This is a genomic window from Neptunicella marina (assembly GCF_014270035.1).
Classification (GTDB): Bacteria; Pseudomonadota; Gammaproteobacteria; order Enterobacterales; family Alteromonadaceae; genus Neptunicella; species Neptunicella marina.
Window position 1 is genome coordinate 1 of record NZ_JACNEP010000016.1, and the last position, 23,646, is coordinate 23,646.

A 23,646-nucleotide genomic window follows, 5' to 3' on the forward strand; every position below is an offset into this window, starting at 1 on the left:
TCGCATCTTAATTTTGAAAATGCAGGTTGCTAAACAGGTGGAGTCCATATACGTCGTGTTCGGCCATTCGAAAGCCAAATCGATTTTGCCTAAAAGTCAGAGTCGTATTAAGTCAGGCGTTGCCTGACTGGGTAACTCACCAAACATTCAGATTTATTCAGTTAACTCTTTAATTGGTAAAGCTTTTATTAATCTGATACTAATAAGTCAAAGGAAAAAACGTGACTGATTGCGGTAGAAAAACGACCCATTTTCTCAATATTAAGTTGTTAAGTGCCTTTGGGAGGCTCTTTGGAAACATTAGACTATCTTAAAGATCGGTATGCCGAGGAGCTTTCTAGGTTTAATCATTTTGAAACCAAATGCTCCAAATTCTTGACGTTCATTACGGGCATTATTGGTGGGATGACCGCATTTGCTTCTTTCACTAAAGAAACATTACTTATGCCAGAAACACCAATTGGATGGATTCAATTACTTTTATTTTGTTTATCCTTATTCATAGCGATCTGCGCTTGGGGTCACTCGCTATTAGCTCTTCGAATCGGCAAATGCCCGATTCTACCAAAGAGTAAAGTCGCAGCGAGTTACATAAATAGAGTAAGTGAAACCGAGCGTATCGAATACATATATGAGTGTTATGTCGATACTCTGGAGTTGTTGACGGAAGAAATTGACAAAAAATCACATAACTTAGAGCTTGCGTATTCAGAACTAACTATGAGTGCATGGGGCTTAGGTATACTGGGATTCCTTACTATCTTTGTGGAGACTGCAAAATGACAAATCAAAAACCAGCAAACAACAATCAAAAACCAGACACAACTGAGTATGCCAAGAGAGGCCAAGAGCCGGCTCAAAACCAGAAGAAAAAATAGGCACTTAACAAACGCATCAAGTCGCGCGAGGGCTAGTTGGGACATCAAAACTACGTGGTGATTAGTTTTGGTGCTCAGCCCAAGTTTAACCAATCGCAGCTTAAGTTTTGCTGCCCCTTATGCGTGCGTTATGCCAAACGAGGAGCATACCATGTGCTTATCATTTGAATGGTTTGATGATTCATCAAACCGGAGGAAAAAGTGGGATGAAGAAGGCATATCACTAAAAGAGGCAAAAGGTGCTCTTTATACGTATTACAGCACTGTCTACCCAATTGCCACAGAAATGGCCGAGTACATCTTTGAAAATTGGACAGCTCGCAGAGTAGCGATGCTCGATCAAGAAAGCAGAAAAATTCTCTTTGAAATATGGGATAAGCATTTATCCTATAATGAACCGATAGAGTCAGCAAAGGCCCCTGGTGGTTTTGAGTTCAAGGGTATACTTTTTGAATCTGGTACAAAGCTCCGTGTGAGAGACAACCCAAGTGACACGGCAGAAATAACCGAAAACGGTATCTTATTCAGAGGGGAATATTTCACAAGCTTTTCCGCGGCAGCAAACATCGCAAGACCGCATACTCAAAACAATGGGTGGATTCAATGGGAGTACTTCGATCAGAAAGAAAGCCAATGGTTGCTTGTTGATCATAAAAGAAAAAATGCGCTTTCCGATCTGTTGTAATGGCATAACAAACGCATTAAGGGTGGACGCAAGCTAGGTTGCGCTCATTCTTCGCTTAGTAAAGCCAAACCTTTTTCGCCACGTTTGCTGGCGTTAAGTAGATAAAATCAATTACTGAAAAGTCAAACTCCCTTTCAAAGCCAAGCGCCAGCTTGGCTTTTGGTTTTTCTGCGACTCTGACTTTTAGGCAAAAGCAAACTGGCTGTCGAATGGCTAAACAGGAGGTTTAGCCAAGGCCAATGCTTTGCATGGATAGCTGCCTTTGGCCGGTTCGATTAAAAGACAGCTTGGTTTTGGCGTTAAAAAGTAAGGGAGCAAAGGAGCTTTTGCCTATTTGGCTCCTTCCAAATAGGCTCGCGCCCATAGGACTGGGCGTGAAAACAATCATGAATGATGGCGATAAATTCAAATTTTGCGACTAAAGTCGCTCCTACAGCACCTTCATTTGCTTACCGTGTCGGTCAAAAATATATTGCCCCGCAAGGATGCGGGGAGAATAAAGCTAGGGATGGCTGTGCGCCTGTAGAGGTGTTTCGCATGGATGCGAGTTATAAGTATCAGGGATGATAAAACCAAAAATCAGCAGATGATTTGCTGCAAAACATGCTGGTTTCCAGCTTCTACCACATGTCCTTGTGTTACTGCGGTTTCAACACAACAAAACGATAAATACCCATTATCTGGCATATCGGCCAGTGCTGCACTTTTTTCGGCCCAGGGGTTCCAGATCACCAGACTGTCGTGGCCTTGGCTTAACACCTGAGTTTGTTGGCTGTTATCTAATTGGCTGTCGTTGATCACGACTTCGGGGCTTGGGGTTAATTGGATACGATCCACTTCCTGGGCAAAACGATAGGGCACTGGGGTGGTTTTTTGTATGCCGTTATCGACTTTATCCAAATAATCGCCCTGTAAACCGGCTAATTGCACATTATCGATGTGCGACACGGTGAAATAACTGTGCAGTGCGGCGTTGTAGCTAAAGGCTGTTTCACCTTTATTTTCGGTAATCAGCTTAATGGTTAAGGATTTACCGACTGTGATTTGCAAGGTGAGTTCGGCGTGCCCTTCAAACCCTTCGCCTTTTGTGCTGGCCGGTTGCAGACTGATTTGGGTGCCTTTTTTATTGTCCGAGACTGCCACCATATGCCAGGTTTGGGTACGCACATAACCATGTTGTGGGTAGGCAGCATTTGGTGCCTGATGCGGGCCAAACCATGGCCAGCAAATCGGAATGCCACCCCGAATGGCTTTAGTGCCATCCATAATCGCTGCCGGGCTCATATAGATGCGTTCACGGAGATCATGTTTGGGTTTAAAGCTAAGGATATGCGCGCCATATAAACTAAGTTCACAGCTTGCCAGTGCATTTTCAATTTTGATATGCGTAACGCCCTGTTTTTGCTGGCTGTTTAGGTGAGGGTGGGAGAGCAAGCTGTTGTTCATTAAAAAGCCCCTAAAACGTTTGATTACCGGATCACATATTATCTGTCTGAACAAAAAAGGCGACCTAAGGCCGCCTTTATTTTATATCTGAGTTGAATTAAGCGATGTGCTTAACCAAATCCAGTACTTTATTTGAGTAACCGATTTCGTTGTCGTACCAGGACACCACTTTAACGAAGGTGTCAGTTAAGGCGATACCGGCTTCTTTATCGAAGATTGAGGTACGTACGTCACCGATAAAGTCTTGTGATACCACCGCATCTTCGGTGTAACCTAAAATACCTTTCAGCTCGCCTTCAGAGGCCGCTTTAACTGCCGCACAAATTTGCTCATAGCTTGCAGGTTTCGCCAGGTTAACGGTTAAATCCACAACCGATACATCAGCTACTGGAACACGCAGTGACATACCTGTTAGTTTGCCATTTAACTCAGGAATCACTTTACCTACGGCTTTTGCCGCACCGGTAGAGGAAGGAATAATGTTCTGAGAGGCACCGCGGCCGCCGCGCCAGTCTTTTGCAGATGGACCGTCAACGGTTTTCTGGGTGGCGGTAGTGGCGTGAACGGTTGTCATCAAGCCATCAACGATACCGAAGTTGTCGTGTAACACTTTAGCTAAAGGTGCTAAACAGTTAGTGGTACAAGAGGCGTTTGATACGATTTCCTGACCTGCGTAAGTATCGTGGTTAACACCCATTACAAACATTGGGGTGTCGTCTTTAGAAGGTGCAGACATAACCACTTTTTTGGCACCTGCTTCGATGTGTTTACGTGCGGTTTCGTCAGTTAAGAACAAGCCGGTTGATTCAACCACAACGTCTGCGCCAATCGCATCCCAGGCTAACGCTGCCGGGTCGCGCTCTGCGGTCACACGAATTTCATTACCATTTACAATTAGTTTACCGTCTTTAACTTCGACGGTGCCGTCAAATTTGCCATGGGTAGAGTCGTATTTCAGCATATAAGCCATGTATTCAACGTCTAATAAATCATTGATACCCACTACCTGGATATCGTCACGCTGACATGATGCTCTGAAAACAAAACGACCAATACGTCCAAACCCATTGATCCCTACTTTGATAGTCATGATTTACCCTTAGTTATACGTTTGTTAACGAATGATGTAAGTAAATTACAGAAATTATTGCCAATGTTCAATGATTACCCATGCATATCGCCAAAATCCGTTATTAAATTACAAGATTTTATACATTGATGGCGAATTATTCGACAACGGATGCGGGTTAAGTTCCGTTTGAGTGTAGCAATGAATAGCCAGACCGGTTGAAATGCTGCTGAATTTCCCCAATATTGTTGCTTACTGATTGAGTCTGCTCCGGGAGAGTGTTTTGAAATTAACAGAACAGCAATGGCGCGAACGTTTAAGTGATGAAGAATACCGTGTATGCCGCGAAAAGGGCACCGAACGCCCTTTTAGTGGTGACTTGCTGCACGAAAACGCGGATGGCATGTATGTGTGTAAATGCTGTGGTTCTGAGCTTTTTTCATCAGACACCAAATTTGATGCAGGCTGTGGTTGGCCATCGTTTTTTGCAGAATATGCCGATAATGTTGCGTATCACACAGATACCAGCCATGGCATGATCCGTACTGAAATTACCTGTAAACATTGTGGCTGCCATTTAGGCCATGTATTTGACGATGGCCCTGAACCCACCGGCCAGCGTTTTTGTGTAAATTCAGTGTCGGTGAGTTTTAAACAAAAAAATTCATGAAAGTTATTTTCAGCGTGTCGATAAATCATCGGCATGCTGAGTTTAATCCTATTTTGTTGCTGTGATGCAATTAACTCCTTCATCTTATTCATATTTTTAATTTTGTCTTTATGCTTTTTTCTTAAAGTGTTTGTGTTTTGCTGACGTTGAACCATCGCCAAATAGCTAATGGCATGGCGTTAATTTAAGCAAATGACGTAACATTACTAAAATTATTCGTCTAACTTACTAATTTATAAGGATTTAGTAAGTTTTGTACAATTTTGCATCAGTGCCACCTTTGATTACAATGCGCGCGTTTTTGAGCCGGGAAGTTAATTCCCAATCCTGTGTAGCGTTAAATTAAAGGCAGACAGCACATATGAATCAGCAGTTAGAGCAGCAATTACAATCCAGTTGGCAGGAAAGGCAGGAATTTGCCGAGCAAATGCAACCGCTACTGGGGAAGTTATTCCGGGATAAATCCGTTGATGTTTGTGTGTATGGTCGTTCACTGGTGGGGGCTACCACCATCGAAATTATTAAGGCGCATCGCACTGTGCGTCAGTACGAAGGTGAAAAGCTGCGCCTGCGTGAAACCTTTCCGTTTATTCAGGCATTAAGCCAGATGACGTTAGCCCCGAGCGAAATCGATGTGGGTAAACTGGCTTATGAATACCACTTTAAAGGTCAAAACCAACACAGCATTGAGGCGTTTTTACAGCAAAAACTCAGCTCTGTGATGAGCGATGGCAGCAAGACGGAACCGCGTGATGTGGTGCTGTATGGTTTTGGTCGTATTGGTCGTTTACTGGCGCGTTTGTTAATTGAAAAGCAGGGCAAAGGTCAGCAATTAAAATTAAAAGCGATTGTGGTGCGCGGCGGTAAAGACGGCGATTTGGAAAAACGCGCCAGCTTGTTGCGCCGTGATTCAGTACACGGACCTTTTAATGGCTCAATTACCGTTGATAACGAACGTAATGCGATTAAAGCGAATGGTGCGTTTATTCAGGTTATTTATGCCAATAGCCCTGAAGACGTGGATTACACCCATTACGGCATTAACGATGCGATTGTGATTGATAATACCGGCATCTGGCGTGATGAAGCGGGTCTCGGTCAGCATTTACACTGCAAAGGTGTCAGCAAGGTATTGTTAACTGCGCCGGGTAAAGGCGAGCTTAAAAACATTGTTTATGGTGTAAACCATGAGGACATCGCCGAATCGGATCGTATTTTATCGGCAGCCAGTTGTACTACCAACGCGATTACCCCGGTGCTTAAATTAATTGATGAAGAATATGGCATTGAAAATGGTCACGTGGAAACTGTGCACTCTTTTACCAATGACCAGCACTTAATCGATAACTTCCACAAGGCCGAGCGCCGTGGTCGCAGTGCGGCGCTGAATATGGTGATCACCGAAACCGGTGCGGCCAAAGCCGTGGCAAAAGCCTATCCCAAACTGGCGGGTAAACTGACCGGTAACGCTATTCGGGTGCCGACACCTAATGTATCACTGGCGATTTTAAATCTGCAATTAAACAGTCAGAGTGATAAAGAACAGGTCAATCAGTTTTTACGCGATGCAGCCTTGTTCAGCAATTTGCATCATCAGATTGATTATTCGGCGTCGACAGAAATTGTGTCCAGCGATTTGGTGGGCACACGATTTACCTCTGTGGTTGATTCACAAGCGACCATTGTGGCAGATAACCGCGCGACCCTGTACATCTGGTATGACAATGAGTTTGGTTATAGCTGTCAGGTGATGCGTGTGGCGGAAAAAATGGCTGGCGTAAACATTGTCAGTTTGCCTTAACGAGGTGACAACCTGGGGTTTAAAAGCCGGTTTTTAAACCGGCTTTTTTGTGCACATTTTTTGTGTAGTAAAACCGTACTGGTTGAAAACTGTACATTTGACATCGCACATGAGGTAGTCGTGTCTGAACTATGCTAGATTAGCTGCCTTTAGTACTTGCAACTTCAACCAAAAGATTTCCAATGAGAATAAGCAGCAATTTCGATAGCGGTAATATTGAAGTGATCAAGGCCGAGAGCGCCAGTGATATCCAATTACGCATCCGCAAAGACAATCAATCCGACTTTTATCAGTGGTTCCATTTCAGACTGGAAAGTACACCGTTTGTGCAACATACCATCAATATCCTTGAGCTGGATAAATCGGCTTATCCGGGTGGATGGGAAAATTATCAGGCAGTTGTATCCTACGATCGTCAGGAGTGGTTCCGTGTAGATACTGACTTTGACGGCAAAACCCTGACCATCACTCATACGCCAGAGCACGATGTATCCTATGTGGCTTATTTTGCGCCTTATTCCTACGAACGTCATCTGGATTTAATCAGCTGGGCACAAACTCAGTTTGATTGTCGCTTAGAACACTTAGGTGAAACCATCGATGGCCGTGATATGTCTTTGCTGATCATTGGTCAGCCGGAAGAAGGCAAAAAAGCCATTTGGATCACAGCGCGTCAGCATCCGGGTGAAACCATGGCGGAATGGTTGATTGAGGGAATGCTGGAACGTTTATTTGATGAAAACGACGGTATTTCACGTTCTCTTCTAAATAAAGCCGTACTGTATGTGGTACCAAATATGAATCCGGATGGCTCAGCCCGCGGTCATTTACGTACCAACGCGGTAGGCAGCAATCTCAACCGCGAATGGGCGACACCCACTCTGGAGAAGAGCCCGGAAGTGTATTATGTGTTAAATAAAATGCAGCAAACTGGCGTAGACATGTTGTTGGATGTACATGGTGATGAAGCGCTGCCATATAACTTTGTGGCAGGCAGTGAAGGCACACCAAGCTACAGTGCCAAACGTCAGGCACTGGAAAACGCGTTTAAACAGGCGCTTTTACAGGTGACACCTGAGTTTCAGGATGAGTTTGGCTATGACAAAGATGCACCGGGCAAAGCAAATTTAACCGTGGGCAGCAACGCTGTAGCGGAAAAATTTGACTGTCTGTCTTATACACTGGAAATGCCCTTTAAAGATAATATAAACTTGCCCGATGCTGCTTATGGCTGGTCACCCCAGCGCAGTAAACAGTTGGGAGAAGATGTGCTCGTTGCGATCCATGCTGTCGTCGAGGACTTAAGATAATTACTGAATAAGGTGGCCACTGGCCACCTTATTACCATAACAATAAGTAAAATTAGGGGAATAATTTGGAATCCTTTCATTCATTTCTGCAATTGCTGGACGGCAATTTAGGGGGAGCTGCGTGGTTTCCTTATGTGCTGTTAGGCGTTGGTCTGTTTTTTACCTTCTACCTTAAGTTTCCACAAATTCGCTATTTCAAACATGCCTGGAAAGTGGTTACCGGCAAATACGATAAAGCGAATTCACCCGGAGACACCACTCACTTCCAGTCATTGGCGACCGCATTATCCGGTACTGTGGGTACCGGTAATATCGGTGGGGTGGCATTTGCTATCTACTTAGGTGGTCCGGCTGCATTATTCTGGATGTGGGCAACGGCATTTTTGGGTATGACTACCAAGTTTGTTGAAGTGACCTTGTCACATAAATACCGGGTTAAAACCGCCGACGGCACTATGGCCGGTGGTCCTATGTATTACATGGAACGCCGTTTGAACATGAAGTGGCTGGCAGTTGGTTTTGCTATTGCTACGGTTATCAGTTCATTTGGTACCGGCAGTTTGCCGCAGGTAAATAACATTGCTGACAGTATGGAAGCCTCTTTTGGTCTGGATAAGATGCTGGTAGGCGGCGTACTGGCCGTGTTGTTAGGTTTGGTTATTTTAGGTGGTATCCACCGTATTGCTGCGGTGACATCAAGAGTTGTTCCCTTTATGGCTGCACTTTACCTGATTGGTGCCTTTGCGGTTATTTTTGCCAATCTGGGCAATATTGGTCCTGCCTTTGTGTCTATTGTTGGTGATATCTTTACCGGCTCAGCGGCAACCGGTGGTTTCCTGGGGGCAACCATCGCGTATGCGTTTAACCGTGGTGTAAATCGTGGTTTGTTCTCAAACGAAGCCGGTCAGGGCTCTGCGCCAATTGCGCACGCAGCGGCAAAAGCCGACGAGCCAGTTTCTGAAGGTATCGTTGCGATTCTGGAACCCTTCATCGATACCATCATTATTTGTACCTTAACCGGTTTAGTGATTTTGTCTTCTGGCGTATGGCATGAAAAATTTGAGAACACCTTTGAACGTTCCAATATGCTGATCGTTGATGGCAAATATGATGAAAACAATCAGGCCGACCGAGAGCATATGTTTAAATATTTAAACGGTCTGGAAAGTGACGTCATTCAACCTTATAACGGCAAAATTGATGTGGTAAATGGTGAAGCGGTCAGTGGTGGCTTTACCGTCATTGCAGCTCGTTCATTTGCTGAAGATGTTAAGTTTGGTGTGGGTGATATGGATGATGTGTACACAGGCACCATTAATGTCAAAGATGGTTTGCCGGTACGTGATTCTGTGATTGTACAAGGTAAATCGTTAATTCACTCGGCGGCATTAACCACACAGGCATTTACCCGCGGCTTCTTTGGTGAATCAGGTAAATACATCGTGTCTCTTGGTATTTTGCTGTTTGCTTTTTCAACGGCGATTGCCTGGTCTTATTACGGTGACCGCGCCATGACTTATTTATTAGGTCCACGTTCGGTGATGCCATACCGGGTAATTTATTGTGCCGGGTTCTTCTGGGCTTCTTTCTCGGATACCACACTGGTGTGGACTCTGGCTAACGTTGCAATTGTGGTAATGACCCTGCCTAACTTACTGGGTATTATGTTGTTACGTAAAGAAATGAAGCAGACCGTGAATAAATACTGGGAAGACTTTGATAAAGAGTACCCCAAAGATTCATAATGCATAAACCTGTCGGGTACAGGTGACAATGAGAAAATATCAACAGGAGTGTTGGCCCGGGGTCACACTCCTGTTGCGTTAACTGGAGTAACAGATGGCATTAATTGATTGCCCTGCGTGTAACAAAAAAATTTCTGATAAATCAAAACTATGCCAGCACTGTGGTGTGGCTGTAGGCGCGCTGGATGCTGACGATATTCGTCGCAAAGCGTCACTTAAAAAGACTCAGCAATTACAAAGTGTTAATACTCAGTCGATTATCGCTATTTTGATGATTGCCGGTGGTGCCTGGTTTGCTCTGCAGGACAATGTGGACAAAGAGTCACTGGAGTATCAAATTGCAGTGGGCGCAGCGGTAGGTGGTTTTTTCTGGGCCATTGTTAACCGTGTTCGTATTGTGTTTATTAAAAGGAAATAAGCCTTATGTCGATGGACACCTTGCTAAAAGCGATTACCCCGGAAATCTATCAAAACTTATCCAGTGCCGTTGAAACCGGTAAATGGCCGGACGGTACCCCGTTAACCGAAGAACAAAAAGCCAACAGTATGCAAATGGTGATGCTGTATCAGGCCAAAGTATTAAAATCGAATGAACACATGTCGATTGGCGAAAACGGCGAAATCGTGCATAAATCCAAACGTGAACTTAAACAGGAACTGGCCGACGAGGCTTACAGTAAACAATCGATAGTGCGATTTAAATCCGATGATATTTAAAAATCTGCTTACCCCTAAACATAAAAACACCAATCCTCAAATTCGTATTCAGGCTATTGCCGACTTATCCGCAGACAAAGCAGAGCAAAAGACACTTTTACACGAACTGGCATTTAATGATGGCCATACCGATGTGCGCCTGGCGGCGTTGAATAAACTGAATCAGTTTGTGATTTGGTGGAAAGTGGCAGAAACCGATTCCAATGAGCGCATTAAAAAAACAGCTTATGAGATTGTGGAAAAGCAGTTGTTGGCCGATGTGCCTGATTTAATCAGCGACAAAGAACGTAACCAGTTTTTAAGTGAGTGCTCAAATGCAGCCTTGCTGGAAAAGGTCGCGCGGCAAAGTGACAAACATGATGTGGTGCTGGGTATTTTACGTAAATTACAGCGCCCGCAGCTTAACAAACAAATTTTCTTTAATAGCGATAACGAACAACTGCAAAGCGCCTTGTTAGAAAACTTTGATGATATCAGTTCGCTATTAAAAGTGTTAAAACGTGTATCCAGTGAGCATATCAAACAGCTGGCTGAGCAAAAACTAAATGCGTTGCAAGCTTCGCTCGACAGGAAGTTGCAACTGGAGCGTGAGGTTAAATTAACTCTGGCGAAAATGGCAGCGTTAACTGACGGCAATGACTATCAGTCAGTTAAACAGCAATCTGACCGTTTGTTTAGTGATTTTAATCAGTATCAGGCCGAATTTGAGCTGCTTGATGGGGCGCAGCGTGAAGAGTTTGAGACTAAATATCAGCAGCAACAGCAACGCATTCAGCAAAAACTGGCTAAACTTTATCCTGCATGGATGGAGCAGCAGCGCCTTGTTGAGCAAAAAAATGCCGAGCAGCAAGTACTGCAATCTTGTATTGAACAATATCAACAATTAAAAGCTGCATTAGAAGATATTGATAACATCAGCGCCGACTGGCTGGATGCAGCGAGTAAACAGCTGGTGGATGTGCAACAGAAGATTCATTCCTTTTATTCCACCGAAGCTCAGACATTAAAAAATCAATTGCACAGCCTGCAGCAAAAGGTGGCCCAGTTTCCACGTTATCAGCAACAGTACCGCTTAGCACAACAGCTGTTAGAGGATTTTAATCAGCTCATACTGCCGGAAAATATTGAACAATGGTTATTAGTTAAAGACGACTACCAGCAATTGCAGCAACATTGGCGCGAATTAAACCGACAGGCTGATAAGGACTGGTTTAGTGAGTTAAAATATAAGTGGAAAACACTCTCCAAACAATGGACAGCGCATACTAAAACTCTGGAAGCTGACATTGAAAAGTCACTGACAGACGTGCGCCAGCAATTATTTAAATTTGACCGTTTAATCGCCGCCGGTAAGTTTCATGGTGCGATTGCGTTATACCGTAAATTGCCACAAAAATTGGCGGATATCCCCGGGTATTATCAGCGCAAACTGCAAAATAAACTGGATGCCGCTGCGTTAAAAGTCAGTGAGCTAAAAGACTGGCAGGATTACATTGCCGCGCCACGCAAGCCCGAATTGATCACAGAGGCACAAACGTTGGTTAATCAGCCTAAAGCGCCTCTGGAGCAAGCGGATGCAATTAAGCAGTTGCGTCAACAGTGGAATTCGTTAGGGCAGTTAAACACTGAACAGGACAATCAGTTAAATAAACAATTTGATGAGTTGTGCGAAAGCGCATTTGAACCCTGCCGTGTTTATTTTGAAAAGCAGGAAGCCCTGCGTGCGCAAAATCTGGCAGATAAACAAGCGTTAATCGATACCCTGAATGAGCTTGTTGCAGATACAGCATTAAGTGATAGCGATAAAGTCCAGCAATTTAGCCGCATTCAGAATCAGTGGCGCAAGATTGGTGAGGTGGATTACAAACAACGCAACAATATTGAAAATCAATACAATCAGGCGGCCGAAGCACTTAAACAATTGCGTAAAGCGCAGTTTGAAGTCAATAAACAGGCTAAACAGCGCCTGATTGCCCAGGTAAATAAGCTGGTCGAACTGGAAGATGCCGCTGATGCTGTAGAGCAGGCAAAAACGTTGCAGCAAAGCTGGAAAAACATTGGTAGCGCCGGACGCAAACAGGACGAAAGTTTATGGAAACAATTTCGTCAGGCGAATGATCCACTGTTTGCAAAACGTAATCAGCAAAATAGTGAGCAGCGCCAGCAGTTAAAACAGCAAACCGATGTTTTGTTTAATCAACTGCAAAAGGCGGTACGCGCTGCCAGTGATATTGCCAGCCTTGAAGCGGGTACTGAGCAGCTAATCGGCCAAATTCAGCAACAAATTAATTTGATCACTGATCCCGGTCAAAGAGCGCTGCGCAGCAGGCTTGATAAACTGTTGTCTCAGCTGCAGCAAAAACATCGCGACATTGCAGAACAGCAGCAACAACAGCAGTTAGTTCAGTTGTTCGATTATCTGGCACTACCTGAGGGACAAGCCTCGGATGATGATGTTATGCCAGCGGCAAAATGGCTACAGGCTTTACAGGGCCCGGCAGCAGATAAATCCAGACTGCAACTGACCATTGAGCTGGAAATTATCAATGAGGTGGCAACGCCAAAAAACGAACAAGCGTTGCGACAGCAGTACCAGCTTGAGTTGATGGCAGCTAAGTTGCAAAACGGCGAACAGCCTGCCAATGATGAATTGTTGCTGCAATGGTTATCACACGGTCCTGTATCAGATGACGAACAGTCACTGTTAAACAGGACTCGTAATATATTTTTAGCGTGATTTAATAGTCGGGTAGACAAGATGAGTGCACTGGCAAACTGGGACGATATTTTATTACTGACGCAGCAACTGACCGATGACGAACGTCAAATTCAGCAGCTGGCACAGGAGTTTTGTCAGCAGCAGTTAATGCCGGGTATCTTGCAGGCCAATCGTAATGCGCATTTTGATCGCGATATTATGCGCCAGTTTGGTGAACTGGGTTTGTTAGGGGCAACCATTGATGGATACGGTTGTGCCGGGATTAATTATATCTCGTATGGATTGATAGCACGCGAAGTGGAACGGGTCGACAGCGGTTATCGCAGTGCCATGAGTGTGCAGTCATCATTGGTCATGCATCCGATTAATCTGTTTGCCCATTCAGCATTAAAACAGCGCTTATTACCCGGGCTTGCCACAGGTGAGTTAGTGGGCTGCTTTGGTTTAACCGAAGCCAACAGTGGCTCTGATCCTGCTAGTATGCAAACCCGCGCCGTGAAGGTAGAGGGCGGGTATCAGATTAGCGGCAGCAAATTGTGGATTACCAATGCGCCGATTGCCGATGTGTTTGTTGTCTGGGCAAAAAACAGCGCTGAAGATAATCAGATTTGCGGATTTGTGCTCGAAAAAGGCATGCAGGGCTTAAGCACCAATACCATTCACGACAAATTATCGTTACGGGCCTCGATTACCGGTGAAATCGTGATGGATAAGGTGTTTGTGCCCGATGAAAATATGTTCCCCGAGGTGCGTGGATTAAAAGGGCCTTTTAGTTGTCTGAATATGGCGCGCTACGGTATTGCCTGGGGGGCACTGGGCGCAGCCGAATTCTGCTGGCATGCTGCACGTGAATATGGGCTTGAACGTAAACAGTTTGGTAAACCACTGGCACAAACGCAGCTATTTCAGACCAAGCTGGCCAACATGCAAACCGAGATTACGTTAGGTTTGCAGGCTGCACTCAGAGTGGGCCAGTTAATTGACCAGCAAAATTATGATCCTGCAATGATTTCACTGATTAAACGCAACAATTGCGGCAAAGCCTTACAGATTGCGCGTGAAGCGCGGGATATGCACGGTGCTAATGGTATTGTGGATGAATATCATGTGATGCGTCATTTGGTGAATCTGGAAACGGTTAACACCTACGAAGGCACCTTTGATATTCACGGTTTAATCCTGGGACGGGCGCAAACTGGTTTACAGGCCTTTAGTTAATCTAAGCCGGTTGATTTAATTCATTCAGACGACGTTTTACAACTCGGTAGGCTTGTGTAACTTGCCGGGTTTTCTGATTACTGCCACCTTTATCCGGGTGGTGTAAGTGAAGTTGCTTACGGTATTGATAATGAAGTTGCTTGTGTGTACAGGGCAATGTTATGCCGAGAACTTCCAGTGCGCTGTCAATTTGAATATCCTGATCGGCCATGCCAATTTCGCCGGCAAATTTGCGCCAGAACTGATTGAGTAATTGTTCAACCTGACGCTCACCCGTTTGTTTAAATTGATCCCAGTCGAGATAATAACGTCGTAATTCATCATTTGTTGCTAACCCGGCACTACCCGCTGTCCAGTCTGCAATCTGGATTTTCATGCAGTGAATACTTATATCCGCGGCTTGTTGGGCTAACCAGTTATCCCTAAGCTGGTAAAGTGCATTAAATAAAATAAAATGCGTCTGGTATAAACCCAGTGAATCCCCAAGTATATTCGGGTTAAAAAACTGGTAAGGTTTATCGGCTAATAACCGAATTAGCTCATATTCAGATATACCGTCGGTATAACGCGGGAGTATTTCTGCCAGATAGTCCTGCAGTGGTTGATTGTGTTCGGGATAAGATGTCATCGGATTTAGGGTAGGGGATTTAAGTTTGAAAAGCCAGAGGCCTGACGCAGGGAGTTTGAGTGAAAGATGCATAAAGTATCAATAGAACAATGGCGTATGTTTGTTGCGGTAGTGGAGGCAGGTGGTTTTGCTGCCGCCGGTGATACCTTATTTAAAACGCAAACAGCCATCAGCCATGGCATTAAAAAGCTTGAACAAAATCTGAATAAGCCACTGTTTGAAATTAAGGGAAGACGTGCCGAGCTGACATCTTTTGGACACAGTTTATTGCCCGCCGCAAGACAACTTATTGGTAGTGCAGAGCAACTGGAACGTCAGGCGGTGAGTCAGCCTGATTTACTTAGAAAACAATTATCCATTGCACTGGATATACTTTACCCCGTAACCACCTTTTATGCCGCAGCCAAACAATTTTCAGTGTTATACCCCGATTACAATCTGGATATACATCAAACCTGTTTATCGCGTGCTGCCGAGTTATTAGAAGACGGTAAAGTCCAGTTCGCCATTGCCAGTCGTTTGCCCGCAGGTTGTATTAGTCATAGCGTATACGATGCACATTTAATGCTGGTGTGTCATGCACAGCACCCTTTATCCGGGATTAAACAACTTCAACTGAACGACTTAAAGGCGTCCACTCAGGTGGTTATTCGCGATGCAGGTGTCAGGCGGGTCGTCGATTCCGGCTGGCTTGGTTGCCCAAACCGTTTTATTGTGGCTGATATGCAACAGGCGCTACAGGCCGTATTAGCCCAGTGTGGATTTGCCTGGTTACCCTGCTGGCTGGCCGAACCTTATGTGCAAAACCAACAGCTTTGTGCTCTGCAACTGGAGCAGGGGCATAAGCGAGTGGTGCAACTTCAGTTTGGTTATTATGAAAATGAAGCGAATAATCAGGCGTTACATAAGTTAATAGCATTACTTGATAGCCATTAAGAACCGATGATTTTTTTACATCGGTTTCCCAACTTTTAATCATTATTTTTCTCTCCACGCATTCTCTAGACTTTTGCCTGTTCAATAGTCCGGAGGTTTTAGCATGCTTACCATCGAGTTTTTTCACGATGCGGTTTGTGGCTGGTGTTATAACCAGTCTCCCCGATTACGTCAGTTAGCCAGTCGTTATCAGCTCGACATAGTGCACCGTGCGTTTGTTTTGCAACGTAACGAACAGGAAATGATTGCGCGTTTTGGTTCACTTGAGCTGGCCAAAATTGAGATTCTTGGTCACTGGCAACAATGTAAGCAACACGCAGACGAGCCTGACCGCATCAATATAGAAGGTATGGCAGCGACCTCCTTCAATTACCCCAGTGGTTATCAGGCGGCGTTGGCAGCAAAAGCGGTGGAATCCATTCAGGGGCAGCAGGGGCACTGGGATTATTTTGATGCGGTGCAATACGCTCATTTGTATCTGAATCTGAATATTGCCGATCCTGAGGTGCTGGTGGAAATTGCGCGGGAACAGGGCACTAACCCGGATTTATTTTTTAACCGTTTCCGTGCCGGCTTTATTAAAGCCAGAGTTGATGCAGACAATCAGCGTGCCCGTCAATTAGGTGTTTCCACTATTCCGGCTATGCACATCGATAACGCTTATCTTATTTGCCAGTCGCTAAATTATCAGCAACTGGTTGATATTACTAAACATATGACGCGGCAACCCGCCTGAGGAACCAAGATGAAATTAACCAAAATTGCTTTATTAATGGCTGCATTAAGCGGGCAAAATGTAACAGCTCAGCAGGCTCAGGTAGCAGATAGCCCCTGGGGTGAAGATGATGAGCTTGGCCAGCTTAACCAAATGACGGCACAAAAACGTATACGCCTGATGGCCACTGCCGACTGGTCACGTGTGTTTGATTTATCGGTTGAATATTTTATTGGCATGCCAAGCTGGCAAGCAGCAGGCGATCCTACCTATCAAATCTGGATGACACACACGCCTAAAGGGTCAGTGGTGGATAATGTGTTAGGTCAGGGGGAAAAAATTAACCAACATGTAAGTTATACCGGTAGTGCCGTTTCCATGTATACCCACAGCGGCACGCATATTGATGCGCTTAATCATTTTGGCCTCAATGGTGAAATATATAACCACTTTTCCGCGGATAAATATCTTGGAGATAAAGGCTGGACACGTACCGGGGCAGAAACCATTCCGCCAGTGATTGCCCGGGGAGTGATGATTGATATTGCAGCCAGTAAAAAGGTGTCTATGTTGCCTGATGATTATCGTATTACTGCCAATGATATTAAGCAGGCACTTGAATATCAGCAGGTTGAACTTATGCCGGGTGATGTGGTGTTGATCCGCACCGGGCGTATGCAAGTGTATGAAAATGCGCAGCAGTATATGCAGCATGCGCCGGGTCTTGGCTTGGATGCTGCGCGCTATCTGGCGGAGCAGGCCAAAGCCATGATAGTGGGGGCAGATAATCTTAGTTTCGAGGCATTCCCATCTGAACTGGAAGGCAACTACGTACCTTTACATACCTATTTTCTGGCACAGCACGGTATTCCAATAATGGAACTGGTTAACCTCGAATCACTCGCCAAAGCACAGGTTTATGAGTTTGCCTTTATCGGTAGTTCACTCAAATTACGTGGTGCAGATGCTGCGCCTATGCGCCCGATTGCGGTGCCTTTACATTCCACCGGAGATAAATAATGACATTATTAGATTCACTTAACTGGCGTTATGCCGTCAGACAATTTAATCAGCAAACCCTGTCACCGTCTGATGTTAATATTTTGCGTGAGGTTGTTCGCTTAACACCTTCTTCGTACGGTTTACAACCCTATCGTTTAATTGTGGTTGAGTCTCAGGCTGTAAAGGATGCGTTGTTGCCTTTTTCAATGGGGCAACAAAAGGTAGCGGAGTGTTCGCATTTATTTGTTTTGGCACAGCGCACCGATATTGGTCAGGGCATGATAGATGATATTTTCAGTTTAACGGAACAGCAACAGCAGCTGACTGCCGGGAGTCTGGACGGATACAAATCACACGTGTCTGATGTGATTGGTCAGTTTAGTCAGCAGCAAGCCAGTACATGGGCCAGTCAGCAAGCCTATATTGCATTGGGGAATTTGCTAACTGTCGCAGCCAGTATGCAAATTGATGCTTGTCCTATGGCCGGATTTGAAGCGCCTGGATTTGATGATGTGCTGGGGCTGTCGGCACACAATCTCACGACTACTGTTATTTGTGCGCTGGGATACCGTAGTGAGGATGATGCCGCAGCCAGCTCTGGTAAAGTGCGCATACCGGCTGATACTTTTAGTCGGGTGGCCTGATGCAAGCTTTGTGGCGTTTTCTGTCAGTGCTGCCTTGTGTTTATTGCTTATCAAAATAAAAAAGCCGTGGCCAGTGTGTTGCTCTTTCGAACAGCTAACACTTTAGGAGTACATCAAATGGGGGTAATTCCAGAGTGTCGCGGACAGGGTATTGCACAACAGTTGATGGGCTTTGTTATTGACTTTGCCAGATTACAGGGACTCAAATATATTGATTTGCAGGCTTCATCGATGGGGCGGTCTTTGTATCAAAAGCTCGGATTTAAGCAGTATTACAGCATTTATTTTTTATAGTAATAAGGCGTATTTTGTTTATCGCAAAATACGCCTTATTATATCCGGGAAAGTAACCTGTATTAGCCTAACTGACGTTCAGATTGATCAATTTTAGCGTCGTTGATGCTGGCTTCGCGTCGTTCCATCAGCCCATCATCGTTAAATTGCCACAACTCATTACCATATGAACGATACCACTGACCTTCTGCATCCTGCCATTCATAAAAGAATTTCACCGCAATACGATGGGAATCAAAACACCACAGTTCTTTTTTAAGTTTGTAATTTTGTTCCTTTTGCCATTTTTCACTTAAAAATTTCACGATGTTTTCGCGACCGGAAAATATCAGGTCACGGTTACGCCATTGTGAATCTTCGGTATAAGCCAGTGATACTTTGTGTGGATCGCGGCTGTTCCAGCCATCTTCTGCCATTTGCACTTTCAGAGCAGCAGATTCTGCAGTAAAGGGGGGTAAAGGCGGACGTGTTGTCATAAGTAATTCCTTAAGATAGTTAATAAGCTAATTGCCTGTTCCAAGTCCTGTGCCAATATTATTCTTTATATTATTCAATGGGTTATGATTTTCGCTATCTTTAATTTCACAGTATTGTGTAATTACAACCCATATTTGGTTAGGCGTTGTAACGCCTATTGCCGAGCGCGTTGGGTAAGCCATTTTACTTTTGTCTGATTCAATTTAGGTGTATTTACCATATTTGGTAAATTGAACCATATTTGGTGGTTTTTTGTGAGATCTTGTTATGGGGTAAGTTTATTAAGGTATTGAAAAATAATATAAAAAAGAGTTTTTAATGTTTGGCATGTTTTTCGCGATAGGTGACAGATATTTTATTATCAAGGAAAAAATTGTGCCTAAAGTTGAAATTTATACCCGTCCAGGTTGTGGATATTGCGCGTTAGCTAAACAGTTGCTGAATAAGCGCATGCTGGAGTTTACTGAATATGATGTTTATGCCGACCCGGTGCGTAAAGATGAACTGGCACGCCGGGTTCGTTACCAGACATATCCACAAATTTTCATCAATGATTTACCTGTTGGTGGCTACGATGATCTGGCCCGTTTAGACCAACAGGCAAAGCTCAGTGGTTTTTAACTGAGTGAATGATTCCGTTTAATACACAGTAAGGACGGTATGATGCTGACATTATGGCGAGTTTATCAAAGTCGGATCAAAAGATGGTGTCATCAGTGGTTTAATCCGGATGATATATCGACAGAACCGTGCGACTACTTCCCGCATGAACTGGTTAGTCAGTATCGCTACCCCAGGGCACAGTATCATGAGTCAGAGTAACCTGTTCCATCAGGGAGAATTGCGGTTGCAACAACGCACAGGCGCCAGAGCGCAAATTGCCAGTTATGCAGATCGCATGATCCGTGACTTTATTCCAAAACAACATCAGATGTTTTATTTGTCGCTGTCTTATCTGTTTGTTGGTGCAACTGATCAGCAAGGTCAGGTATGGGCAACTGTGTTAACCGGACAAGCGGGATTTGTTCAAAGTCCTGATCCTTATACCCTGATAATCAAAACGTCGTTAGCCGATACAGATCCTTTGTCAGATGCCTTAGCGCCGGGAACTGATATCGCAATTTTAGGTCTGGATTTTAATAATCGTCGTCGTAACCGCATATCCGGAACTGTGGTGGGGTATAAGCCGGGTTGTTTGCAAATTGCAGTCAAACAAACTTTTGGAAATTGTCCCCGTTATATACATGCTCGCCAGTATGAACCCGGTAATAGCGCCGCTAAACCCAGTATTGAACGATTTTCAGCACTGTATAAACCCGCAGTCGAAATAATTAGCAGGGCGGACAGCTTTTTTGTTGCGAGCCATAGTGGTTCACAAACAAACGGTAATTGTAGCGGAGCAGATATATCATACCGTGGGGGACAACCCGGATTTGTCATTGTTGATAACAGCAACACGCTAACTGTTCCCGATTTTGCCGGTAATTTTCATTTTAATACGCTGGGGAATTTTGAACTTAATCCAAATGCGGGCCTGTTGTTTATAGATTTTGAACATGGCGATATATTGTACTTAAACGGACGAGCAAAGGTGTTGTGGGATGATACACTCGTACAATGTTTGCCCGGTGCTGAAAGACTATGGCAGTTTAAGATCGATACTGTGATTAAAGTCTCTGATGCGCTACCCATTAGGTTTCAGTTGCAGGAGTATTCTCCTTACGTTGATATGCATTCAATCTGGCCGTCCTATAATCAGGCGGTGTAATGGATTGCTAGAGCGTGTTGATCTTTGCGGTATATTTTTGCAACGAGTTGCGCGGTATTTAAACAATGAAGCACGAATGTGGTGTAGTTGTTGTACATAAATGCGTGCTGAAGCAGTAGAAATGCCGCGCAAACGTTGCCGGAAGGGTTCGTCCTAAACACTTTTTACTCTTTGTTGCTTATTTTTGACTTAATCCATTAGGCCTGCAAATAAGCGCCGCGATTAAAAAGCGTTTAGTTAGAACAAAATTCATACAGCAAAGATCAACACGCTCTAATTTAACTTTTAGAAATTTGAACATGATGGCACCAGAAAATAACGCATTGACCGATTTACTTGAACTGAACTCGCTGATTTTAAACTCAGTGGGGGAAGGGGTTTACGGCATTAATAAAGAAGGTTTTACGACTTTTAGTAATCCTGCAGCTGAACGCATGACAGGCTGGTCGGTGGCAGACTTACAGGGTAGACAGGCACATTCCATCTGGCATCATACTAAATGCTGTGGCGCACATTATCCTCAGGAAGAATGCCCGATTTATATGGCACTGAAAGACGGAGTGGTGCATCACGAGCAGGATGAATTGTTCTGGCGTAAAGATGGATCGAGTTTTCCGGTGGAATACACCAGCACCCCCATGATCCGCGATGGACACATTGTTGGCGCTGTGGTGGTGTTTCGCGATATCACTACCCGTAAACAGAATGAAAAAAAACTGACAAGTGCGTTAGAAGAAGTTAAACGCCTGCAAAAACAATTACAGGCCGAGAATCGCTATTTAAAAGCCGAATTACGTGAACAGCATCAGGCAAAGAGCATTGTTGCGGGTCATGCAAAAATGAAAACGCTATTACAATTGGTACGTCAGGTGGCGCCCACTGATGCCAGTGTGTTGATCCAGGGCGAAACTGGTACTGGCAAAGAGTTGATTGCTAATGAAATCCATCATCTAAGTCCGCGTAGTAAGAATGCGTTAGTTAAAATTAACTGTGGTGCTATTCCTCATAACCTGGTTGAAAGCGAATTGTTTGGACATGAAAAAGGCGCTTTTACCGGCGCCACATCAACCCGTATTGGCCGATTTGAGCTGGCCAATGGGGGCACTTTGTTTTTGGATGAGGTAGCAGAATTACCGGCTGATACACAAACTAAGTTGCTCAGGGTATTGCAGGAAGGTGAGTTTGAGCGGGTAGGTGGTCACAAAACCATAAAGGTGGATGTGCGTATTGTCGCCGCCAGTCATAAGAATTTACAGCAATTAAGTGAGGCAGGGGATTTCCGTTTAGATCTGTTTTACCGTTTAAGTGTGTTTCCAGTACAGGTACCACCATTGAGGGAACGCATCAGTGATATTCCTATGTTAGCCAATAGCATTGTTCAGCAGCTTGGGGTTAAGTTAGGGCGTCATTTTAAAGCGTTAAGTCAGGCATCGCTGTCATCGTTAATGGCATATTCCTGGTTGGGTAATGTGCGGGAATTACAAAACGTGTTGGAACGTGCTGCAATTTTAAGCTTGGGAGATGAAATCCATATCACCCCTGAATTATTACCGGTAACCAAAGTGTCTAATCCTATAGACCGCAGCGCTGATCAATCGCTGGCGGCGTTTGAAACGGCACATATTACTAATATTTTACAGCGTACCGGCTGGAAAATATCTGGCTCTGGTGGTGCAGCCGAAATTCTGGATATGCATCCTAATACCTTAAGAGCTCGCATGGATAAGCTAGGGATTAAAAACCGCCTTAAAGCGTGAAACTTATTTCTCTGGTTTTAACGTGAATATAGTTATAAAGCGGGGTGTTACCACAAATGACACTCTGATTCTTATGCCGCTAAACCCACTGCGGAATCCTGCACAGGAATAAAACCCCGGAGTGATTCCACGTTATGAAGCCAGTGTTTTATGTTGCTGTATGCACTTAAATCAGCCTTGCCTTCCGATGTATGTACAATATTACTGTATTGTGTAATGTCCGCCAGCGTTGGTCTGCTGGCCACCAACCAGTCATTATTCTCTAACTGGCTATCAATAAAAGCCAGATAATCGTGTGATGTACCATTGGTTTCAATGGCCCCATGAGGCGCATTAAACAAAGTAAACAGCGGCACTGTGGTTGATCCATCGGCTAGTGATCCGGAAGCGAGTGATAAATAACGATTTACACTGGCAAATTGCTGAGGATGTTTGGGTAACCAGTCTTGATGTTTGGCATAAGTTTGCGCCAGATAAATCAAAATACTGTTGGAGTCGGGAATGATGGTTTGTCCATCTACCAATACCGGGATTTGGCCTGCTGGATTTAACGCCATAAACGGCGTCTGTCTGCGTTCCTCCCCGGCCAAGTCAGCAAACATATTGTCGTAACCTAGCTCAATGATTGACAAAAACAGTGCAACCCGATGTGTGTGTCCCGAAAACGGATGACCGTACAGTTTAATTAATGACATAACTCTCTCCTTAGCTAGTGGCGTGTCAAACTGACTAAGGCTATTTATGTGCCAACTTAAAATATTAAATTAAAACAAATAGTTATGGGTTTTGATTAATTGCAATTGTCGGTATTTCGGCAACAGAAACCAAATATGGTGATATAAATTAGTTTTATCTAAGTCCTGTTTTGTCTGGGGCAAAAAGCATGCACTTGGTGTGAGGTACAGAGAACGATTGTGCTCACTTAATAATTTATAAAAAATTATTAAGTGAGAATGGTGCGTCCGGGTAGACTCGAATTATCCGACCATTGGACCGGGTCACAGAGAGCGGTGGTGCTTGCACCAGCTTAATTCAATAAAGGGATTATTCAGGAAAGTGGTGCGTCCGAGTAGACTCGAACTACCGACCCCCACCATGTCAAGGTGGTGCTCTAACCAACTGAGCTACGGACGCACTTTGAGGGTATTTACAGCCAAACGGCTGGAA

The 23,646-nt window shown here is 44.5% G+C and carries 23 protein-coding genes and 1 tRNA gene; 18 read left to right on the forward strand and 6 right to left on the reverse strand.

The window, feature by feature from the left end; genetic code table 11:
* Window positions 1-291: 291 nt before the first annotated feature.
* Window positions 292-783, forward strand: a complete 492-nt coding sequence (locus H8B19_RS15490) for a hypothetical protein (protein ID WP_186507801.1) — start codon at window positions 292-294, stop codon at window positions 781-783.
* A 246-nt stretch (window positions 784-1,029) separates the two neighbouring features.
* Complete coding sequence (locus H8B19_RS15495) at window positions 1,030-1,563, forward strand: hypothetical protein (RefSeq protein ID WP_186507802.1); 534 nt, start codon at window positions 1,030-1,032, stop codon at window positions 1,561-1,563.
* 579 nt (window positions 1,564-2,142) lie between these two features.
* On the opposite strand, the gene H8B19_RS15500 is transcribed toward H8B19_RS15495, so the two are convergent.
* Together H8B19_RS15500 and gap are read right to left on the reverse strand one after the other, a co-directional pair.
* The gene (locus H8B19_RS15500; RefSeq protein ID WP_186507803.1) at window positions 2,143-3,009 is read right to left on the reverse strand and encodes a D-hexose-6-phosphate mutarotase; all 867 of its coding nucleotides are present in this window, start codon (window positions 3,007-3,009) and stop codon (window positions 2,143-2,145) included.
* 97 nt (window positions 3,010-3,106) lie between these two features.
* On the reverse strand, window positions 3,107-4,099 hold the full coding sequence (gene gap, locus H8B19_RS15505; protein WP_186507804.1) for a type I glyceraldehyde-3-phosphate dehydrogenase: 993 nt from the start codon (window positions 4,097-4,099) through the stop codon (window positions 3,107-3,109).
* Between the two features lie 262 nt (window positions 4,100-4,361).
* Here gap and msrB point away from each other — a divergent pair, with 262 nt between their 5' ends.
* From msrB to H8B19_RS15545, 8 genes are all read left to right on the forward strand, one after another.
* Window positions 4,362-4,748, forward strand: a complete 387-nt coding sequence (msrB, locus tag H8B19_RS15510) for a peptide-methionine (R)-S-oxide reductase MsrB (protein WP_186507805.1) — start codon at window positions 4,362-4,364, stop codon at window positions 4,746-4,748.
* A 361-nt stretch (window positions 4,749-5,109) separates the two neighbouring features.
* The gene (locus tag H8B19_RS15515; RefSeq protein WP_186507806.1) at window positions 5,110-6,549 is read left to right on the forward strand and encodes a glyceraldehyde-3-phosphate dehydrogenase; all 1,440 of its coding nucleotides are present in this window, start codon (window positions 5,110-5,112) and stop codon (window positions 6,547-6,549) included.
* 182 nt (window positions 6,550-6,731) lie between these two features.
* A complete protein-coding gene (locus tag H8B19_RS15520) occupies window positions 6,732-7,859 on the forward strand; it encodes a M14 family metallopeptidase (protein ID WP_186507807.1) in 1,128 nt (375 codons plus the stop codon).
* 65 nt (window positions 7,860-7,924) lie between these two features.
* Window positions 7,925-9,604, forward strand: a complete 1,680-nt coding sequence (locus H8B19_RS15525) for an alanine/glycine:cation symporter family protein (protein ID WP_186507808.1) — start codon at window positions 7,925-7,927, stop codon at window positions 9,602-9,604.
* Between the two features lie 94 nt (window positions 9,605-9,698).
* Window positions 9,699-10,022 carry a zinc ribbon domain-containing protein gene (locus tag H8B19_RS15530; protein ID WP_186507809.1) on the forward strand — a complete coding sequence of 108 codons (324 nt, stop codon included), beginning with the start codon at window positions 9,699-9,701 and terminating at the stop codon, window positions 10,020-10,022.
* Between the two features lie 5 nt (window positions 10,023-10,027).
* A complete protein-coding gene (locus tag H8B19_RS15535; RefSeq protein ID WP_186507810.1) occupies window positions 10,028-10,321 on the forward strand; it encodes a YeaC family protein in 294 nt (97 codons plus the stop codon).
* Window positions 10,311-13,058: a DUF349 domain-containing protein gene (locus tag H8B19_RS15540; protein WP_186507811.1), complete on the forward strand. Its 2,748-nt coding sequence runs from the start codon at window positions 10,311-10,313 to the stop codon at window positions 13,056-13,058. Before H8B19_RS15535 ends, H8B19_RS15540 begins: the two co-directional genes overlap by 11 nt.
* Window positions 13,059-13,079: 21 nt before the next feature.
* Window positions 13,080-14,258, forward strand: coding sequence for an acyl-CoA dehydrogenase (locus H8B19_RS15545; RefSeq protein WP_186507812.1), 1,179 nt, complete (start codon window positions 13,080-13,082; stop codon window positions 14,256-14,258).
* A 1-nt stretch (window position 14,259) separates the two neighbouring features.
* Here the strand turns inward: H8B19_RS15545 and H8B19_RS15550 are convergent, their stop codons facing one another.
* Entirely contained in the window at window positions 14,260-14,886 is a 627-nt protein-coding gene (locus H8B19_RS15550) for a DNA-J related domain-containing protein (RefSeq protein WP_186507813.1), read from the reverse strand.
* Window positions 14,887-14,952: 66 nt separating this feature from the next.
* On the opposite strand from H8B19_RS15550, the gene H8B19_RS15555 reads away from it, so the two are divergent.
* The 5 genes from H8B19_RS15555 to H8B19_RS15575 all read left to right on the forward strand — a co-directional run bounded on the left by H8B19_RS15555 (window position 14,953) and on the right by H8B19_RS15575 (window position 18,477).
* Window positions 14,953-15,822, forward strand: coding sequence for a LysR family transcriptional regulator (locus tag H8B19_RS15555; protein ID WP_186507814.1), 870 nt, complete (start codon window positions 14,953-14,955; stop codon window positions 15,820-15,822).
* Between the two features lie 103 nt (window positions 15,823-15,925).
* Complete coding sequence (locus H8B19_RS15560; RefSeq protein WP_186507815.1) at window positions 15,926-16,558, forward strand: DsbA family oxidoreductase; 633 nt, start codon at window positions 15,926-15,928, stop codon at window positions 16,556-16,558.
* Between the two features lie 9 nt (window positions 16,559-16,567).
* Complete coding sequence (locus H8B19_RS15565) at window positions 16,568-17,557, forward strand: cyclase family protein (RefSeq protein WP_186507817.1); 990 nt, start codon at window positions 16,568-16,570, stop codon at window positions 17,555-17,557.
* On the forward strand, window positions 17,557-18,183 hold the full coding sequence (locus H8B19_RS15570) for an NAD(P)H-dependent oxidoreductase (protein ID WP_186507818.1): 627 nt from the start codon (window positions 17,557-17,559) through the stop codon (window positions 18,181-18,183). Before H8B19_RS15565 ends, H8B19_RS15570 begins: the two co-directional genes overlap by 1 nt.
* Before the next feature lie 36 nt (window positions 18,184-18,219).
* On the forward strand, window positions 18,220-18,477 hold the full coding sequence (locus tag H8B19_RS15575; protein WP_186507819.1) for a GNAT family N-acetyltransferase: 258 nt from the start codon (window positions 18,220-18,222) through the stop codon (window positions 18,475-18,477).
* Window positions 18,478-18,539: 62 nt separating this feature from the next.
* On the opposite strand, the gene H8B19_RS15580 is transcribed toward H8B19_RS15575, so the two are convergent.
* Window positions 18,540-18,953 (reverse strand): nuclear transport factor 2 family protein, encoded by a 414-nt coding sequence (locus H8B19_RS15580; RefSeq protein ID WP_186507821.1) that lies wholly within the window; start codon window positions 18,951-18,953, stop codon window positions 18,540-18,542.
* Between the two features lie 376 nt (window positions 18,954-19,329).
* Between H8B19_RS15580 and H8B19_RS19175 the strand changes: the two genes are divergently transcribed.
* From H8B19_RS19175 to H8B19_RS15595, 3 genes are all read left to right on the forward strand, one after another.
* Window positions 19,330-19,575 (forward strand): glutaredoxin domain-containing protein, encoded by a 246-nt coding sequence (locus tag H8B19_RS19175; protein WP_338401535.1) that lies wholly within the window; start codon window positions 19,330-19,332, stop codon window positions 19,573-19,575.
* A gap of 109 nt (window positions 19,576-19,684) precedes the next feature.
* The gene (locus H8B19_RS15590; RefSeq protein ID WP_186507823.1) at window positions 19,685-20,722 is read left to right on the forward strand and encodes a pyridoxamine 5'-phosphate oxidase family protein; all 1,038 of its coding nucleotides are present in this window, start codon (window positions 19,685-19,687) and stop codon (window positions 20,720-20,722) included.
* Window positions 20,723-21,021: 299 nt separating this feature from the next.
* Window positions 21,022-22,479, forward strand: coding sequence for a sigma-54 interaction domain-containing protein (locus tag H8B19_RS15595; RefSeq protein WP_186507827.1), 1,458 nt, complete (start codon window positions 21,022-21,024; stop codon window positions 22,477-22,479).
* Between the two features lie 71 nt (window positions 22,480-22,550).
* On the opposite strand, the gene H8B19_RS15600 is transcribed toward H8B19_RS15595, so the two are convergent.
* Both H8B19_RS15600 and H8B19_RS15605 read right to left on the reverse strand, forming a co-directional pair.
* Window positions 22,551-23,174: a glutathione S-transferase family protein gene (locus H8B19_RS15600; RefSeq protein WP_186507829.1), complete on the reverse strand. Its 624-nt coding sequence runs from the start codon at window positions 23,172-23,174 to the stop codon at window positions 22,551-22,553.
* A gap of 362 nt (window positions 23,175-23,536) precedes the next feature.
* Window positions 23,537-23,613, reverse strand: a tRNA-Val gene (locus tag H8B19_RS15605).
* Window positions 23,614-23,646: the final 33 nt, after the last annotated feature.

Excerpts from the sequence above, each read along its gene's own strand:
- H8B19_RS15495 (WP_186507802.1), top strand. The coding sequence starts at position 1,030 with ATGTGCTTATCATTTGAATGGTTTGATGATTCATCAAACCGGAGGAAA.
- H8B19_RS15500 (WP_186507803.1), bottom strand. The coding sequence starts at position 3,009 with ATGAACAACAGCTTGCTCTCCCACCCTCACCTAAACAGCCAGCAAAAA.
- gap (WP_186507804.1), bottom strand. The coding sequence starts at position 4,099 with ATGACTATCAAAGTAGGGATCAATGGGTTTGGACGTATTGGTCGTTTT.
- H8B19_RS15515 (WP_186507806.1), top strand. The coding sequence starts at position 5,110 with ATGAATCAGCAGTTAGAGCAGCAATTACAATCCAGTTGGCAGGAAAGG.
- H8B19_RS15520 (WP_186507807.1), top strand. The coding sequence starts at position 6,732 with ATGAGAATAAGCAGCAATTTCGATAGCGGTAATATTGAAGTGATCAAG.
- H8B19_RS15530 (WP_186507809.1), top strand. The coding sequence starts at position 9,699 with ATGGCATTAATTGATTGCCCTGCGTGTAACAAAAAAATTTCTGATAAA.
- H8B19_RS15535 (WP_186507810.1), top strand. The coding sequence starts at position 10,028 with ATGTCGATGGACACCTTGCTAAAAGCGATTACCCCGGAAATCTATCAA.
- H8B19_RS15540 (WP_186507811.1), top strand. The coding sequence starts at position 10,311 with ATGATATTTAAAAATCTGCTTACCCCTAAACATAAAAACACCAATCCT.
- H8B19_RS15545 (WP_186507812.1), top strand. The coding sequence starts at position 13,080 with ATGAGTGCACTGGCAAACTGGGACGATATTTTATTACTGACGCAGCAA.
- H8B19_RS15550 (WP_186507813.1), bottom strand. The coding sequence starts at position 14,886 with ATGACATCTTATCCCGAACACAATCAACCACTGCAGGACTATCTGGCA.
- H8B19_RS15555 (WP_186507814.1), top strand. The coding sequence starts at position 14,953 with ATGCATAAAGTATCAATAGAACAATGGCGTATGTTTGTTGCGGTAGTG.
- H8B19_RS15560 (WP_186507815.1), top strand. The coding sequence starts at position 15,926 with ATGCTTACCATCGAGTTTTTTCACGATGCGGTTTGTGGCTGGTGTTAT.
- H8B19_RS15565 (WP_186507817.1), top strand. The coding sequence starts at position 16,568 with ATGAAATTAACCAAAATTGCTTTATTAATGGCTGCATTAAGCGGGCAA.
- H8B19_RS15570 (WP_186507818.1), top strand. The coding sequence starts at position 17,557 with ATGACATTATTAGATTCACTTAACTGGCGTTATGCCGTCAGACAATTT.
- H8B19_RS15580 (WP_186507821.1), bottom strand. The coding sequence starts at position 18,953 with ATGACAACACGTCCGCCTTTACCCCCCTTTACTGCAGAATCTGCTGCT.
- H8B19_RS15590 (WP_186507823.1), top strand. The coding sequence starts at position 19,685 with ATGATATATCGACAGAACCGTGCGACTACTTCCCGCATGAACTGGTTA.
- H8B19_RS15595 (WP_186507827.1), top strand. The coding sequence starts at position 21,022 with ATGATGGCACCAGAAAATAACGCATTGACCGATTTACTTGAACTGAAC.
- H8B19_RS15600 (WP_186507829.1), bottom strand. The coding sequence starts at position 23,174 with ATGTCATTAATTAAACTGTACGGTCATCCGTTTTCGGGACACACACAT.